General features: G+C 58.5%; 20 protein-coding genes. 17 read left to right on the forward strand and 3 right to left on the reverse strand.

The features are described 5' to 3' along the window. Nucleotides 1-70 precede the first annotated feature (70 nt). Entirely contained in the window at nucleotides 71-673 is a 603-nt protein-coding gene (locus IPH10_05895; GenBank protein MBK6910451.1) for a hypothetical protein, read from the reverse strand. 133 nt (nucleotides 674-806) lie between these two features. Next, nucleotides 807-1,430 (reverse strand): TetR/AcrR family transcriptional regulator, encoded by a 624-nt coding sequence (locus tag IPH10_05900; protein MBK6910452.1) that lies wholly within the window; start codon nucleotides 1,428-1,430, stop codon nucleotides 807-809. A 240-nt stretch (nucleotides 1,431-1,670) separates the two neighbouring features. Between IPH10_05900 and IPH10_05905 the strand changes: the two genes are divergently transcribed. Then, nucleotides 1,671-2,270, forward strand: a complete 600-nt coding sequence (locus IPH10_05905) for a hypothetical protein (GenBank protein ID MBK6910453.1) — start codon at nucleotides 1,671-1,673, stop codon at nucleotides 2,268-2,270. A 121-nt stretch (nucleotides 2,271-2,391) separates the two neighbouring features. Then, complete coding sequence (locus IPH10_05910) at nucleotides 2,392-2,907, forward strand: SRPBCC domain-containing protein (GenBank protein MBK6910454.1); 516 nt, start codon at nucleotides 2,392-2,394, stop codon at nucleotides 2,905-2,907. Nucleotides 2,908-3,093: 186 nt separating this feature from the next. Here IPH10_05910 and IPH10_05915 read toward each other — a convergent pair whose 3' ends face one another. Beyond that, complete coding sequence (locus tag IPH10_05915) at nucleotides 3,094-4,428, reverse strand: T9SS type A sorting domain-containing protein (protein ID MBK6910455.1); 1,335 nt, start codon at nucleotides 4,426-4,428, stop codon at nucleotides 3,094-3,096. Nucleotides 4,429-4,584: 156 nt separating this feature from the next. On the opposite strand from IPH10_05915, the gene IPH10_05920 reads away from it, so the two are divergent. The 15 genes from IPH10_05920 to IPH10_05990 all read left to right on the forward strand — a co-directional run bounded on the left by IPH10_05920 (nucleotide 4,585) and on the right by IPH10_05990 (nucleotide 16,207). After that, a complete protein-coding gene (locus IPH10_05920) occupies nucleotides 4,585-5,160 on the forward strand; it encodes a hypothetical protein (protein ID MBK6910456.1) in 576 nt (191 codons plus the stop codon). 20 nt (nucleotides 5,161-5,180) lie between these two features. After that, entirely contained in the window at nucleotides 5,181-5,750 is a 570-nt protein-coding gene (locus IPH10_05925; protein ID MBK6910457.1) for a hypothetical protein, read from the forward strand. 267 nt (nucleotides 5,751-6,017) lie between these two features. After that, complete coding sequence (gene hrcA, locus IPH10_05930) at nucleotides 6,018-7,061, forward strand: heat-inducible transcription repressor HrcA (protein MBK6910458.1); 1,044 nt, start codon at nucleotides 6,018-6,020, stop codon at nucleotides 7,059-7,061. A gap of 15 nt (nucleotides 7,062-7,076) precedes the next feature. After that, nucleotides 7,077-7,634 (forward strand): nucleotide exchange factor GrpE, encoded by a 558-nt coding sequence (locus IPH10_05935; GenBank protein MBK6910459.1) that lies wholly within the window; start codon nucleotides 7,077-7,079, stop codon nucleotides 7,632-7,634. Continuing rightward, nucleotides 7,635-8,789 carry a molecular chaperone DnaJ gene (gene dnaJ / locus IPH10_05940; protein ID MBK6910460.1) on the forward strand — a complete coding sequence of 385 codons (1,155 nt, stop codon included), beginning with the start codon at nucleotides 7,635-7,637 and terminating at the stop codon, nucleotides 8,787-8,789. Further along, entirely contained in the window at nucleotides 8,786-9,184 is a 399-nt protein-coding gene (locus IPH10_05945; protein ID MBK6910461.1) for a helix-hairpin-helix domain-containing protein, read from the forward strand. The genes dnaJ and IPH10_05945 overlap by 4 nt, the downstream gene beginning before the upstream one ends. Before the next feature lie 2 nt (nucleotides 9,185-9,186). Beyond that, nucleotides 9,187-9,771 (forward strand): RsmD family RNA methyltransferase, encoded by a 585-nt coding sequence (locus IPH10_05950; GenBank protein ID MBK6910462.1) that lies wholly within the window; start codon nucleotides 9,187-9,189, stop codon nucleotides 9,769-9,771. A 56-nt stretch (nucleotides 9,772-9,827) separates the two neighbouring features. Beyond that, entirely contained in the window at nucleotides 9,828-10,217 is a 390-nt protein-coding gene (locus IPH10_05955) for an NUDIX hydrolase (GenBank protein ID MBK6910463.1), read from the forward strand. Beyond that, a complete protein-coding gene (locus IPH10_05960) occupies nucleotides 10,193-10,984 on the forward strand; it encodes a hypothetical protein (protein ID MBK6910464.1) in 792 nt (263 codons plus the stop codon). Before IPH10_05955 ends, IPH10_05960 begins: the two co-directional genes overlap by 25 nt. Before the next feature lie 18 nt (nucleotides 10,985-11,002). Next, entirely contained in the window at nucleotides 11,003-12,304 is a 1,302-nt protein-coding gene (locus IPH10_05965) for a sodium:proton antiporter (protein ID MBK6910465.1), read from the forward strand. A gap of 17 nt (nucleotides 12,305-12,321) precedes the next feature. After that, the gene (locus IPH10_05970) at nucleotides 12,322-12,870 is read left to right on the forward strand and encodes a hypothetical protein (protein ID MBK6910466.1); all 549 of its coding nucleotides are present in this window, start codon (nucleotides 12,322-12,324) and stop codon (nucleotides 12,868-12,870) included. Continuing rightward, on the forward strand, nucleotides 12,834-13,337 hold the full coding sequence (locus IPH10_05975; protein ID MBK6910467.1) for a hypothetical protein: 504 nt from the start codon (nucleotides 12,834-12,836) through the stop codon (nucleotides 13,335-13,337). Before IPH10_05970 ends, IPH10_05975 begins: the two co-directional genes overlap by 37 nt. A 17-nt stretch (nucleotides 13,338-13,354) precedes the next feature. Continuing rightward, nucleotides 13,355-14,542, forward strand: a complete 1,188-nt coding sequence (locus IPH10_05980; protein MBK6910468.1) for a pyridoxal phosphate-dependent aminotransferase — start codon at nucleotides 13,355-13,357, stop codon at nucleotides 14,540-14,542. Nucleotides 14,543-14,555: 13 nt separating this feature from the next. Continuing rightward, nucleotides 14,556-14,888, forward strand: a complete 333-nt coding sequence (locus IPH10_05985; protein MBK6910469.1) for a zinc ribbon domain-containing protein — start codon at nucleotides 14,556-14,558, stop codon at nucleotides 14,886-14,888. Then, nucleotides 14,885-16,207: an FAD-binding oxidoreductase gene (locus tag IPH10_05990; GenBank protein ID MBK6910470.1), complete on the forward strand. Its 1,323-nt coding sequence runs from the start codon at nucleotides 14,885-14,887 to the stop codon at nucleotides 16,205-16,207. The genes IPH10_05985 and IPH10_05990 overlap by 4 nt, the downstream gene beginning before the upstream one ends. Nucleotides 16,208-16,287: the final 80 nt, after the last annotated feature.

Genomic DNA, 16,287 nt, shown 5'->3' on the forward strand with positions numbered 1-16,287 from the left:
GAGCCGCACACTGGTTGCGGCTCCCTGTATATTACTCGATAGACCGGCCGCAGGTTGCGGCAGGGGGAAGTTACTTCTTCTTGCCCTTGGCCATTTCGGAAGCGCGCGTGATCTCGTTCATGATGTTCTGCACGCGCTGCTGGACGGTCTGCATCTTGGTGCGGGCCGACAGATACTTAGCCTGATTGAACTCGGCAACCGCGGCGTCATAAGCGGCGCGGGCGGCCGACAGGTCGCTCTTGATGAGCTCGATGTCAGCTTTGTTGCCCTTGCCAACCGGGGCCTTCATGAGGGCGGTGTCCGCGGCGGCAATGGCAGCGGTCAGGGTCGCCTGCATGGCAGTCAGTTCATTCTTCAGACGTTCCTTTTCGGCGGCCGCAGCAGTCGCAGCGCCATTCGCCATTTCCGTAGCCTTCAACAACTGGGCCTTAGCGGCGTCGTAGTTGCGGAAAAGAGCGAACTTGCCGTCCTGCTCCTTGATGGCGGCCATCGCGGCATTCAACGTGTCACGAGCGGCGCCAAACGCCTGCGTAGCATACTGCTCGGCTTCAGCGGTCTTGGCAGAGGTCAAGGCAGCGCTGGCGGCATCGGCTTCGGCCTTGGGCGGTTCGGCGCAGCCCGCCAGGAACAGCAGCGGGGCGATCCACAGAACAGCAAACAAAGTCTTCTTCATGGTGTCCTTCCTAAACCCGGTGGAGTGGATTGACACGGAGTCGTTGCGGCCGGGTAACCTTGGCGGCCCGTGGGCGACAGCTCAACACTGTTCACCAACTATCTCAAGATAACAAAATTTCGTATTCAAAGCATCACCTTTTGGCAGGAATTGCCAGCAAATGATGGCTAAACATCATACATGCCTCTTCCGCGAAGTCCGGCAGTTCGGCTTCCGGGAGCATCGAAGCACGTTTTCGAATCAACAATGAGGCCACGCCGTGCACCGCTCCCCACAATCCAAGCGCAGCGGCCTCGGTTCGAGTACCTCGCATCATGCCCATTTCCTGACACTCCGCGACGGTTTTGGCGAGCATCCGAAAGGCTCGGCGACCGTAGCGCCATTCCGCAGTCTTCAGAATCTTAGGCAGAGGCGTAAACAGCATGAACATCAGATCGTAGTACTCAGGCTCTTTCAAGGCGAAGCTCAAATATCCTTGCAACAAGGAGCTTAGGCGTTGAACCGGGTCCTTAATCTTGGCTCGATCCCGCTGCCATTCAAAGAGCTTTCGGAAGCCCTCGTTGTGCAGATCAAACAAGATCGCATCTTTATCCTTAAAATACAAGTATATCGTCGCGGGGCTATACTCGATTTTGTCGGCGATCTTGCGAATCGAGACATTTTGAAAGCCATCTTCCGCGAACAGCTCCTTGGCTGCTTCGAGGATGCTCGAACGCATCTCTATTTTTTCGCGGAGTTTACGATCAGTGATCGTCACGGCGTGGCTTCCTGAACAGTGTTTAGTAACGGGACGAAGTATACATAATTAACAAGTTATTGTCAAGATTTATGTTAATCGGCAACAGACGAGCAACTAAAGACTTAGTTATGTACCTTGTATATTATGGAGCAAAGTTACGCCTCTACCCGCAGTCAGTTGGACCCCGGATTTGCCCGAAAACCGCTTTTTCGAATAATTGTATCGTTGTTCTTAGTTGTCGCTGTCTTGCTATCCGGGATGGCTAAAGTGGATGTGGCGGAGCTTGGCGGCGGCCTCACTCTTTCCGTGGTGGACGAAGCGGGCATCGAAGTTGGGTCGCTTGAAACCCGGACACTTGGTGTGGACGGTTCCCTGAAACTCGGTTACAAGTCCGGCCGCCCGGAAACCTACGGTTCTGAATTCCAATGGTGGCAACTGGCGGAGCGGGATGACCGCCCAGGCTATCCCCGCATAGATCCGCAAAGCGGAGGGTCGGGGTTGCCGGGGGCGCGTGGCGAAGATGAAGATCCGGCCTATTACTCCGCTGTAGACTATAAGAATCCGGAATTGGCAGCGCGGATATTTGAAGGTGGAGCTTATTGGCTGCTGGACAGACCATCGCATGACAGCGGGTTTCATTTTGAGTCCTGGCTGGTCCACCGAACGGGTCCCAAGTCCGCGCACCCTCTCCTCGGGATATCGTGGGGGATCACGGTTCGGGCGGGCGAGGTAGTCGGCCGCCACCATCCGCAACCGATTTTGGGTCGCTCCCGGTTTGACTGGGCCGAGTCTCTGCGCATCAGCGGTTTCGGGACCGGTTGGAGCATCGCAATGGCGCACCGACCTCAGTTGCCGTAAGCTCTGCGCGCTACGTGCGATCGCACGACATGAGCGACACCGGAGCCCGAGCGCCGATCTTCGGCAACGGTCCCGCACCCGACGCTAACGCCTTTCACAGATACGAATCAGAGGAGACCAGATGAAGCTGCTTGCCGCGATCGGATTAATCGGCCTGATCACAATCAGCGCCCGCGCCGAACTGACCAGTCACCCGGTCACGGGCTACACGGTGACACAGAGCGTGACCGTGCCGGGTTCCGCCGAACAGACATATGATGCGTTGACGGGCGAAATCTCGGGGTGGTGGGACCATCACTTCAGCGAGAAACCGAAAAGCCTCCGCATCGAAGCGTGGCCGGGCGGAAAGTTCGTTGAGGAATTTGACGACCAGGGGAACGGTGCATTACATGCGACGGTTATCCTGGCGCAGCGTCCGAAATTGCTGCGCATGGATGGTCCGTTGGGATTGACGGGTCGGGCCTTGGATTGCGTAACCACGTATGAACTGACCTCCTTAGGAGACAGCACGACCGTAAAGGTCACCGTTCAACTCGATGGCCAAATTGACAGTGAATGGGCCAACGCTGTGGACGGTGTCTGGCATCATTTCTTGGTCGAGGCATTCAAACCGTTCGTGGAAAAGCAATCGAAGTGAGAAGGTGATTCGCTGTGCCGGAGCAAGTTTGCACGGCGCGCAAACAGCGGGAGCAGACGCGCCACCCGGAGTCGGGATTTGGCGAAGCGCAGCGCGGCCTGAACCCACAAATGAAAAGCCGAGGCAATCACCTCGGCTTTCTTATCTTCGCCGCGAACGCGCGGGGATAAAGGGGGCAGATGCCGGCTACTTCAGCAGCAGCATCTTATTGGTGAAGAGCTGACCAGCCGTTTCGAGCTGTGTGAAGTACACTCCGCTTGCTAACTTCGACCCGTCAAAGCGCAGTTTATGCTGTCCCCGTTCGATCTCACGGTTCAGCAGCTCTGCCACCTCGCGGCCCTGCACATCGAACACGCGCACTCGCGCGACACCCTTTTGGGCCACTGAAAAAGAAATGGTGGTCTCGGGATTGAACGGATTGGGATAGTTCTGATGCAGGACTGCCGCGTCGGGCAGTTCAGGCCGCGCGGGGGGCGCGTCAACCGTCTGTGTCGTCCAGAAAATCACTTGGCCGCTGGTGACATAATATGGTTCGGTGTGGCCGTTCGAGTTGTAGTTGCAATCGGCGCACGTCTGCCCGGGAACGCATTCAGGATTGCTCGGACGGCACAGATTCTCGAAATTCTCGACCGTGGGCCAGACATCAATGGTCTGTCCCGGCGTGACCTCGATAAACGGCACATCCCACGGATAAACGCGGTCGCCCGGACACCATCCGGCGCGGTTGAATTGCCACGTGCCGCCCTGCGGGCTGCACGGATTCGTCGCGCAGTCATTGCGCCACAGCAGGTGTTCATAGTGATCAAGGCCGATCCAGACGCCGTGGTTCTTCTGCGAGAATTCGGCGGCATTGTGGGTGTTTCCCTGCCCGTGGCCGGTCGTCCAGATCCGCACCGTCGCAAACTCCGCCTGCGGCGGCACGGGAACAAACGACATGTCGAGGTGGTCGTCCACGGGATTGGACGGATCGCCGTAGACGAGGTACCCGATATCCCAGAGCTTTTCCACGGCTATCGGCGTCAGCGGCAATGGATTCTCGATGAAATAGAATGTACAAGTCACCAGCCATCCCTGATTTCCGCCGACCCAAGTGTCCACCATGCTGTGCAGCGTGACCTCGCCGCGGAGGATGGACTGATATTCCAGCATATCAAACCGCCAGTCGCAATGTCCGGGGCGGCCGCTGCCGGTAATATCGTAGGGTGTGACCACTCGCGCGATTTCGAGTTCTTCGTGGGTGCTGTCCGTCAGCGGGCGCTGGACCCACAGCCGGGCTGTCCGATCCCACGGATCGCAATCGCCGCCGGGAGGACCCGGGCAGTCTAGGCGATATACCATATACACTTCGGAGTACTGGACCTGCCAGTCCGGGAAGGTAAACGTCTCAATATTGTCGCGTTCGCCAGCCCCAAAATTATGGAGCTCTTGGGCAAAGGTGATGACGACGGTAGTGTCGCCGGGATCGGCTGCGACGGGGCTAATCAGCCCGACGGCCAGCAAGAGGAGTAGAATCAAAGGCATAAACATCTCCGTACAGGTATCCTGCAATGTAGGCAAAGGGAATCAGCAAAACAACTCCTGAAGGGGGATTTTGATGAGGACTGAAGAACCGTTGCGTCTCGTCCGGCGAGTTCGTAAATTGTGGTTTACCAACTCGAATCAAGAGGAGCAAGAAGAATGAAGACAATGGGAGCATTGTTCCTGGCTTTGGCGCTGGCGCTGCCAGCCTGGGCGACCTACCCGCTCGGGGTCGGGGTACATGGAGGATTTGATTTTCCGGTGATCCAGCAAGATGTGGGCGAAGGCCCGGTGTTTGGAGTGTCGGTGCGCGGCAATATCGTTGGCCCGTTGCATGGCCAGTTGATTTTCCGCAGCACGTCGCAGGCGGATGTGGAAGAAGATATCGATTTTCCGGGTGAGCCGACGCTCACAATTCCCGGCGGGACGCTGACCGGTTTTGGATTGAACCTGCTGGTGGCCAAGAAGGACCCGGCACCGGTTTGGCCGTACCTGATGCTGGGTGTGTCGAGCAACAGCTTGGCACCGGGCGCGAGCTATAAGGAAGACGAGTCGTTGACGGGTATGAGTGGCGGTTTTGGTCTGGGCTTCAACCTCTACCAGCGCAAGGTCTACTTGGACTTCAACACGGCGCTGTTGGTCATGCCGTTCCATGACGATAAGGCCTCACGCAAGAACTGGCAGACGCTGCTGGGCGTGCAGTATTTCATCCCGATCAAGGGCAAGTCTAACTAAGCGCGGGTAAGGAGAACACCATGAAGAAAACAATACTTATTCTGGCCGCGCTGCTTATGATGATCGTGAGCGGCTGTGGCTTGACATCGGGAACAGCGTTCGTTTCGCAGGAAGTGGACGGCACGATTACCACGAATACCGGTGACGGCATGCGTGGCGGCGGCGGCGCCTTGGATTCGCAAATGGAAGGCGTGCTTGTAGACTTGACCGACAACAGTGATTGGTCAGACTTCACTATTGAAGGTGTGGAAGACGGTTGCATCAGCGTAACCGCCCAGAACCATCTGGCCACGCCGGTTTCGGGCGAGATTTGGATTGTGCTGGATACGGATTTTGATCCGGCGGGCGATCCTAACGCCGTGCGCAACAATGCGACTGCCTTCAAGGTTTTTGAAGGGCTCGCGTTAGCTGGCAGCGAGACCAAGCTGTTCACATGCGCCGAAACGATTGAGATGCTGCAAAACACGGATCTCTTGGTAGAGGCAGTTCGCGACGGTCGCTTCCAGGCTTTCGGCCTTGGCAATGAAGATGCCTACCATTTCACCCTGACCGGTGTGGTGTTCGGCTTCCACATTACAGGCAGCATTTAAGACTCGCCATCGCGATGGATTTGCGCCCGCCGAGACCCCTCGGCGGGCGCTTCTTTTCGTGGGAACTTGGGGGTGAGATTCGCGAGTTGTGGATTGTGGGTAGCTAAGAGGCTGTTAATACAGGCCGACCGAGGAGCGTGGACTCTTCGGATATTTGCCACGACTTTCGTTGTAAGCCGTTGAATTGTAATGGATTTGGGGTGAAAGACCCGGCTTGACAATCGGAGCGGTAGTGCTTATCTTATTGGATTCTATTCTTCCCGACGCATGTCTGCTCCGAACCCAATCCCCGAACTAAACGAGCGCGAGCGCCTGATCCTGCGGGCGATTGTGCAGCACTTCATCCTCACGGCCAATCCTGTGGGGTCGCGGCACATTGCCCGGAAGTTTGGGATTAACCTCTCGCCGGCAACGATCCGCAATGTAATGGCCGATCTCGAAGATATGGGGCTGTTGAGCCATCCGCATACGTCGGCAGGACGGATGCCGTCAGACCTGGGCTATCGGTTGTATGTGAATGACCTAATGGACCTCGGCGAACTGCCAAGCATGCAGCGCGAGCAGATCGAGCGCGAATTGGAGTCTGTTCCGGCAGAGCTCGAAAATGTCCTTGATGCGACGACACGGGTGCTGGCGTCGGCTTCGCAGCTTCTGGGCATCGTGGTGATCCCTGAGCTACAGCAGGCCGTTCTGAAGCAAATCGAGTTGGCGCGCCTGGCCGAGCGGCGCGTGCTGGTGATCATATCGCTTGCAGGCGGGCCGATGAAGTCCATCATGCTCGAACTTGAACAAGAGATGACCGAGCTCTCCGTGCGTGAAGTCAGCGGCGCATTGAATCGTCGTTTGGCGGGGCTGACGCTGGGGCAGATTCGTGATCAAATTGCCGAGCGCATTCAGAACTTGAACGAAACGCCGCAGAGTCTGATTCGGTTGTTTGTAGAGTCGGCGGACGACCTGTTCAACTTCACTCCGGGAGTGGATCACGTTAAGATCGGCGGGCGGGCGCAGGTGATCACTCAGCCAGAGTTCTCCACTCCGGGATCCATGCGCGGGATTATCGAGTTGGTTGAAGACAAGGACATCATAATCCACCTCCTCCAAAACGCCGAATCGAAAGCACCGTTCACGATCACGATTGGCCGCGAGAATGCAGACAGCCGCGCGAAGGATCTGTCGGTCATTGCGGCGGATTACCAGACGGGTTCAAGCGGCGGGCGGCTGGGCGTGATCGGACCGACGCGCATGGACTATCCGCGGCTGGCCAGACTGTTGGAATACACGGCGCACGTCGTGTCGAAACGATTGTCGTAGATTAACTGAGCATAGATGAACGAGAACGAGAAATTGAACACTGAGACACTGGCGGCGGAGCAGTCTGCCGCAGGGCCGTCACCCTCTGATCTGGAAATCGCTCAAGCGGAGGCCGCGCAGTGGCGGGACAAGTACGTGCGGACGCTGGCCGAGTTTGACAATTTTCGCAAGCGCTCGCGGGCGGAGCTGGAAAATGTACGCGAGAGTGTCAGCGAAGGCATGCTGCTTAATTTACTGGCCGTGTTTGACGACATGCAGCGGATGCTGGAAACACCGGCCGCTGATGAAGGCGCTTCGCGGCGCGCGATGGAGTTGATTCACCAGAAGTTTAAGAACTTTCTCGATTCGCGCGGCATCGCTCGGCTTGACTGCCGCGGCAAGGAGTTCAATCCGGAGCATCATGATGCGATCTTGATGCAGCCGCGCGCGGGCTTCCCGGCGGGTGTGGTACTGGAGGAAGTGACGCCGGGTTACAAACTCGGCGAGCGCGTCATTCGCCATGCGCAAGTCATAGTATCAAGTGAAGCGGAATCTGAAGCGGATGCTGATTCAACGGGGGCGGAACAGGCGTAAATGGCGAAGCGAGACTATTACGAAGTGCTGGCGGTGAATCGCGGCGCGAGTCAGGACGAGGTCAAGAAGGCGTATCGCAAGTTAGCGATGCAGTACCATCCGGATCGCAACAAGGGTGACGCAGCGGCGGAGGAGAAGTTCAAAGAGGTGGGCGAGGCCTACGCAGTGTTGTCGGATCCGCAGAAGCGCGCGCAGTATGATCGTTTCGGCCACGTCGCTCCGGGCGCGGGTATGGGCGGCGGAGGGCCGCGGCCCGGTCAGGGTGGATTTGAGTTTGATCTCTCGGACGCGCTTCGCCAGTTCATGGAGGGCGGCATGTTCGGCGACCTGTTTGGTCAGCAGCGCGGACGCGGCGGCTCCACCCGCGTGCGCGGCAACGACATGCAGATGAAACTCGGGCTGACGCTTGAGGAGATTTCCGAAGGCGTGCGCAAGACGATCAAGGTCAAGCGCCTGCGGCCATGCACGACGTGCAAGGGAACGGGCTCGGCGGCGGGCAGTCAGCCGCAGGAATGTCCGACGTGTCGGGGCCAAGGTCAGGTGCGACAGGTATCACGCACGATTCTGGGTCAGTTTGTCAATATCCAAACGTGCCCGCAGTGCCACGGTGACGGCAAGATTGTCTCGAATCCGTGCAAGACGTGCGACGGTGAAGGCCGCACGCGCGTCGAAGATACGATCCATGTGGACATTCCGGCGGGTGTGGCGAGCGGGCAATACGTCACGTTGCGTGGCGAAGGTCACGGCGGGCCGCGCAATGGCCCGGCCGGGGATATTATTGTGCTCATCGAAGAAAAGGAGCACGAGTATTTTGAGCGCGACGGCGACAACATCATCTATCGTTTGAGTGTTTCGATTCCGCAGCTCCTGCTGGGAGCGAGCGTCGAAGTGCCGACTCTATCGGGTAAGGCGCAGTTGAAGATTGAACCGGGCATGACGCCCGGTAAATTGCTGCGGATGCGCGGCAAGGGTCTGCCGTCGCTGAATGGCTACGGTCGCGGCGATCAACTTGTGGAAATAGATTTGGTCGTTCCGAAGAAGCTGTCGTCCGCCGAGCGTGAGATGGTGGAGAAGCTCGCCAAGAGCGACAACTTCAAGGTTTTGACGGATGAGAAGGGCTTCTTCGAGCGTGTCAAGGAAGCGCTGGGCTCATGATCTGGCGCTTTGATTTCAGTCGCCGCGCGTTGGCCTGGCTGCTGGGATTGAGCTTTGTGGCGGGTACCGTGCTTGAACTTCGCGAACAGTGGACCGGGCGCGCGCTAACCAACGGCAGCCGGGTCGTATCGTTGGGTGTTGATCCGCGGCTGGCGCGGGCGGCCGACTCACTGTTTCAAATTCGCGCGGCGGAATTGGCGCAGCCGATTAATGTGAATACGGCGAGTGCGAGTGAACTTGAACGCCTGCCGGGGATCGGGCCGGTGCTGGCCGAACGCATCATTGAAGAGCGTTTGACTCATGGGCCGTTTAGGACGGCGGATGATCTTGATCGCGTATCAGGCATCGGGCCGAAGAAACTTGCGGCATTGCGTGATCGCGTGATCGTTGAGTAGGGATGGCAAGTCCGCTTAACGGGCGGAATAGCGATAAGGAGAGCAATATGGCGGTGCGGATGTCCTCGGGCCTTCGCCGTGGCCGCAGCCACGTCGAGATGCGGCCCACGTCGGCGCGCACACTCGAAGCGGTCTTTGACATTTTGCAGGCGGAGATACCGGAAACGCGTGTGCTCGACTTATATGCGGGTATCGGTTCCTACGGCGTGTTGGCACTGAAGCGCGGGGCGGATGTGGCCGTGTTTGTGGACAAATCACGGGAAGCGGAGAAGCGCATCAAGCGCGCGCTGCAACAGTACCATTTGGAAGACCGTTCGGTCGTGCATTGTGAAGACGTCCACCATTTTCTGCATAATGCGCCGCGGTTTACTGATCCTTTTAATATCATCTTCGCCGATCCACCGTACGAGAAGGTCGTTATCTCCGAAATGCTTGAAATACTGCTCGACTCCAAGTTGCTTGCTCCGCAGGGATTGATCGTGTTTGAGCATTCCAAGCGGCAGGCGCCGCCGGATGTGGTGGGGTTAAAGCTGCGCAAGTCGCGAGTGTTCGGCGACACGACGGTCAGCATCTGGGACGCAGTTTGAGCGCCGCGCTGACGCACCGCGTCGCGGCCGCGGCTTACGTCTTTCGCGGTGACCGCATGCTGCTGTTGCGTCGCGTGTCTCCGCCGCAGACGTTCGCTCCGCCGGGTGGCAGGCTGGAGGTCGGTGAGGATCCTCTGGAAGGTGTTCTGCGTGAAGTGCACGAAGAGACGGGCCTCAAGCCGAACGTCATCGGCGTCGCGCAGACGTGGTTCGGCAGGATCGCAGACGGCGCGGAACCGCTGTTGTGCATCAACTATTTGGCGATCTGCACGCATGGAGAGCCGCGGCTCAGCGACGAGCATAGTGAGTTCTGCTGGGCCACGCGGGCGCAGGTAAGGTCCGGCGACGTGCGCACGCAAGATGAGCACGGGCACGGCTATCGGGCCGAAAGTTTGCTTGAGGCATTTGACCGGTACGAGGCGTGGAAGACGATCGCACGGCATTGATGCAAGCGATGTTTTCGGCTCTGCGCGCAGGCCGCGACCTCGATCACGCCGGCATCCGGTACAGCCGCGACGAGATGCACGACCTGCTGTGTGCGTGGATTCCGGCAGAAATTATCGTCATGCGTGCCTGCGCGGCGGGCCCGTCGGTAGTGATCGCCGCGCCGCACGTCAGTTTTGACAACTGGACACAGTACTTCGCAAATCGTGTGGCCGCGGATTTGAAGTGCGGTGAAGTGATCGCGCGAAACTTCCGCGACGACGACGGCGGCGTGATGCCGATTTCCATCGGTCGCCATATTCACGTTAATCGCCCGACGGAGTCCACGCGAAAGGGCGGGGCCGAACGTCAGACGGATCGAGCGCGGCAGGTCTTTGAACAGTACCGCGTGGCATTGGGTCGCGCGGGCCGCGCCTTACCGCTCGATTTGCTAATTGAGTTGCACGGCCATCGCCAGCACACGCGGATGGAAGTCGCGACGTATGGCCTAACACTAGACGAGGCGCGGCGCTGCCGCGACGCTTACGAGAAGTTGCGCGAGGCAACGCCCGGTTTGCCCGATATTGCGATTGAACCTCTTGATGTATTGCAATTCACGGCGCGCCAGGCGAAAGAACTTGGTTCATTGCGCGAGGAGAATTGCCGTCGCGCGCTGCACATAGAGATCCCGCGCACTTGCCGAGAAGATGAACGGGCGCGCTCCGCATTTCGCCCATTGTTGGCCGACTGGCTGTCGTTCTGCGTGACTGAACTTGCGCCGCAATCATAACTCGCCGGACCTAAAACGATGACTCATGCGGTGACGCTATCAGTGCTGTCGGCGGGCGTGAGCAATGCGCCGTCACTGTGGTGGTCGTTGCCGTTCGCTCTCATACTGATTCAGATTGCGGTTTGGCCGCTGGTCAAACCCAAGTTTTGGGAGAACTTCTATCCGTGGCTCACGCTTCCGCTCGGCGCGGTCGTTGTGCTGTATTATTGGTTAGGTCGGGATGCCCTGCCGCAATTGGCGCACGTCGGACATGAGTATTTCTCATTTATTGCGCTGATCGGGTCTTTGTATGTAGTTTCGGGCGGTCTGCTTGTGGCGATGACGGGGCGCTTGACTCCGCATCAGAATGTCGCGCTGCTGGCCGTCGGTGCGGTACTTGCGAACTTCGTGGGAACGACAGGCGCTTCGATGATCCTGATTCGGCCTTTTATGCGCGGCAACGCGTGGCGGTTTCAGAAATTTCATGTCGCGTTCTTTATCTTCATCGTCTCCAATTGCGGCGGTGCGCTGACGCCAATTGGCGATCCTCCGTTGTTCCTTGGCTATTTGCGCGGCGTGCCGTTCTTCTGGGTATTCGCCGTGATGTGGTACAAGTGGGCGCTGGCGATTGGCATGCTCCTGCTGTTCTTCTATGTCATGGATAGGCGAGAATACGCCTCGCATTCATTGCGCGAACAGGAGGCCGCCGAACTTGAAGACCGGTTCCGCGTGCGCGGATTAATCAATCTTCCGTTATTGGCGATCATCATAGGCGCGTGTTTCATTCCGCGTCCGTTGTTCGCGCGAGAGGCGCTCATGATCGCGGCGGCGGCAGGTTCATTTTGGCTGACGCCCGCGCATATTCACGAGCGCAACAGATTCAATTGGCATCCGGTTAAGGAAGTTGCGTTGCTGTTCGCTGCAATCTTCGCGGCAATGCTGCCGGCGCTTGATTGGCTCACACACAATGCTCAGTCGCTGGGGATTCAGAGCACGACGCAGTTCTTCTGGCTGACCGGCGGCCTGTCCGCCGTACTCGACAACGCGCCGACCTATTTGAATTTTCTGACGACGGGCATGGGGCTTCATGGGCTTGATGTGAATGCGTCCGGGGATGTTGCGCGATTCGCGGTGGAGCATCCGGACTTGCTCCGGACAATTTCGGTAGCGGCGGTTTTCTTCGGTGCGCTGACCTATATTGGAAACGGGCCGAATTTCATGGTGAAAGCCATCACGGAACACGAACACTTGCCAACGCCGACGTTCGTCGAATACGTGGTGCGCTACGCATTACCGTTCCTGTTCCCGGTGTTCATCGTAACATGGCTGTTTGTGCGATGAGGACGGTTCTGCTAACGATGCTGATCGCTTTGGCGACCGGCTGCGATCTATTCGACGCGCGCGATCCCGAAGCGCCGGACGGCGCGCGCGGGAGTTGGGATGTGCCGCGCTTGCCTGACGAAGTCTTGACGAATTTGTCACTGGCGCTGTTCGAGCGCAATGCCGCGAATTACATGCGGTCGTTTGCCGCCGACAGTTTTCAGTTTATCGCGGATCCGGTGGTCGTGCAGCAGCAGCCCGACTTGGCGGCGTGGGATTACGGCCGCGAGCAGACGTTCATCAACAGTCTCTTCGGCGAAGGCGTGCTGCCGCGCGACAGCGCGGTTTTTGCGGTCTTCTCGGCAATCGAAACGACGTTGCTTGGCGACACGGCGCATGTCACGGCCCGCTATGAACTCACCGCGCAAGTTGCCGTGGCCGGTGCGCCCGGCCCGATGGCCGGCGAGGGGCAGTTCTCGCTGATAATTGGCGATCAGGGTTATTGGGAGATATATTCGTGGAGCGATCGTCGTACCGAAGAGTTGGCGTCGTGGAGCGATCTCAAAGCGCTCTTGCAATCGCGCTGATATTCGCGGCGAGCCTGTTCTTGTCGTGCGCGAATCCGTTTGCCCCGGCACTGCGGGGCGACGCCGGTTCGATCTGGTCGGACGCGCAGACGGTGAGTGGTCTGCTCGACAACTTCGTGACGGCCTACGAATTGAAGGACTCGCTGCGCTACGCTGAGCTGCTCGACGAGACCTTCCAATTTTCGTTTTATGACTTGGACCTCCAGCGGCAGGACGGCTGGCTGCGGGAAACAGATTTGCGCTCGACGGCGCGGCTGTTTCGCGCCTATGACCAGATATCGCTGCGTTGGGGCGGGATTCCACCGGAAGTATTATCCTTAGCGACGCCCGACAGTTTGATTGAATTCCGGGCGCAATATCAATTAGTATTGGACAATTTGTCGCCGCTGCTGGGTTTTGCCCGCTTCACGGTGTACAAGCCTGCCGAAGATCGTTTTCATATCTTGTTTTGGCAGGACGATTTTTAGACAGAAAGAAGGCACTCGTGCTGGCATCCAGGGTTTCTCGCCTGACGATTTCACAGACTCTGGCTATTGTGGAAAAAGTACGCGAACTGCAAAAGCAGGGCGTGAAAGTTTATGACATGTCCGTGGGTGAGCCAGATCACCCCTCTCCGAATGATGTGAAGGAGGCCGGCAAAGCGGCCATAGACGCGGACTTTACGCGCTACACCGCGGCTGCCGGAATCATGGAATTGCGCGAAGCGATTGTGGAAAAGCTGAAGCGCGACAACGGCCTGACCTATACGCCGAAGCAGATCGTCGTCGGCAACGGCGCGAAGCACGTTTTGGCAAGTTCACTGTTGGCCTTGGTTGAGCCCGGCGACGAGGTGATCGTGCCAGAGCCGTGCTGGCTGTCTTATCCTGAATTGGTTTGGTTGGCGGGCGGTGAGGTCATCTTCGCGCCGACACGCGTGGAAGACGGCTTTCATCTGCGCGCCGACGTACTCGAACGCCTCCTTTCGCCGCGCACAAAGGTGGTGATGCTGAATAGTCCCTGCAACCCGACGGGCGCTGTGATGTCACGAGCCGACATGGACGCGATCGCCGATGTTTTGAAGCGGCACCGTGCCTACGTGATTTCGGACGAGATTTACGAGTACCTGCGTTTTGACGGGCGCGAGCACGTGAGCTTGGCCGAGTACCCGTGGCTAACGGATCGTACGGTGGTGGTCAACGGGGTGTCAAAGAGCTATTCGATGACGGGATGGCGCATTGGCTACGGCGCGGCACCGCTGGATATCGCGGATGCGATCCTGCGCATTCAGAGCCAGATGACGTCGTCGGCCTGTTCGGTGTCGCAGAAAGCGGCCACGGCGGGCATTAAGAGTGGAATCAGTTTCCCGCTCAAGATGACCGCTGATTTCGCGCGGCGCCGTGATATTTGCTATGAAGGACTGAAGAGTATTCCGGGCGTGAAGTTGAGCGAACCGGAAGGCGCATTCTACGCGTTTCCGCAGATTCCGGCGATGCTGACGGGTTCGATAGACGGCAAACCCATCAAGGACTCGACGGGATTTGTGCTGCATCTGCTCGACAAGTATCAAGTCGCCGCCGTACCGGGCGCCGCGTTTCGAGCGCCGGATTGCATCCGTCTCTCGTTTGCCTCCGGCGACGATGTTATTCGCGAGGCTGTGAAGCGTGTTGCCGCGGCCGTAGCTGAAATTAAATAATCGAACACGAATAATGCCCACCTACGACTACCGCTGCACGAACGGTCACGAGTTTGAAGAATTCCAGAGCATGGTCGCGCCCCCGCTGGACGTGTGCCCGGTTTGCGGCGCGCCAGCGGAACGCATGATCTCCGGCGGCAGCGGACTGATCTTTAAGGGTTCGGGCTTCTATATCACCGATTACGTCAAGAAGACCGGCAAAGACGGGAGCGCCAGCTCTCCGGCCGTGACAGGATCGGCCTCTTCGTCTGCGTCAGCTTCGTCTTCTTCTTCAAGCTCGCCGGACGCGTCGTCATCGTCTTCGTCGGGTGCGTCCTCGTCCTCGGGAACGGATTCCAAGCCATGATGCTGTTCGACCGTTACGGCAAACTCAAGAAGCAGGCTCCCGGCACGGTCGTGCATTCCGGGTCGAAGCAGCTCCTGCCGTTGCTCAGCGGGACGTTGCGCAAGGAAGATCTGCCTGAACTGGTTGTCGAGCCGTCGAACGGGTCCGAGTTGCAGACGGTACTGCGTTTCGCTTCCGAAAAAGAAATGCGGGTCGCGGTTTCATCGGGACAATCGCCGACAACCGTGCGTGACTTGGAAGGCGCGATGCTGATTCTGACGCACCGGTTGACCGGGCCGTCGCAGTGGGCTTCGGATGGCGCGGGTTTGATCGTCCATTCCGCGACGCCGCTTGAACACGTTGCCGTTGAACTTGCGCAGCGCGGCATGACATGGCCACCGCTCTTTCCGTTGGAGCCGGGTGAAACGATGGGCACGTTGTTCGCGCGGGCACTGGAAGGCATGCGCTGCCATCGCAGCGGTGGTGTGTTATCGAATATCCGCCGGGTGGAGTGGGTTGGCTATGACGGTGAACGGTACGCGACCGGACCCGGTGTGTTGGGCGACGGCGTGGACGTGGCTCCCCTCTTGTTTGGCGCGGGCGCGCGCTGCGGAATCCTCACTCGTTTTGAATTGGCGTTGGAACCCGTGCCGGAGTCACGCACGATGCTCCTGTGCGAGTGTGCGTCGGTAGATGAACTGAGTCAATTGCAGCGTGGTTGGCGCTATGCCGCACCGCTGCCGAGCGCTTTGCCGTTTTGGACATCCATCGCCACCAATGCCTTGCGCCAAGGGAACGATAATTTGGTGTCCGAGCAAGCGCATTCGCTGTTGGCCTGCGAGTGGAACGGCGCTATCGACGTCGAATTATCAGACGACCAGCCGATCAGACGCGTCGAAGGGAACACTGATGTGGAGCAGTTATGGCAGAATCTATTTCGATTGCCGCGAACTCTGGCGCGACTCTTTCCGCATCGCAGTCAAGGCCGCTATCGGCTGCCCGCCGAAGCGCTCTGTGACTTTGACGAGCGCGTGCAGGAACTCGCCCGCGACCGCAGCGTGAGTGCGGCGGTGTGGGGAACGCTGGATGCCGGGACTGTGAATGTGTGGGTATTGCATCCGGACTCCGAAGCACGCACGGCTCGCCGGGCCGCGGAACTGCTGGATCGTCTGGCTGAGGACGCGCTTAACCTCAACGGCTGTCCGGTGGAAGTAGCGCATGGGATGTTCGACCTCTCGCTCTATCGCAATGGTCTGACCCAAACCTGTGAGCTCGCGCTGATCAACAAGTGTGATCCCGCCGGTCGGTATAAGCCCTTGCGCACGAACAGCCTCGCGTAGTCACGCGGCAGGCCAATACAACAAACAGGAAGCCCGGCCACTCTCATGGCCGGGCTTCGTATATCTGACTTACAGGGTTC

The organism is bacterium (assembly GCA_016702305.1).
Taxonomy (GTDB): domain Bacteria; phylum Electryoneota; class RPQS01; order RPQS01; family RPQS01; genus JABWCQ01.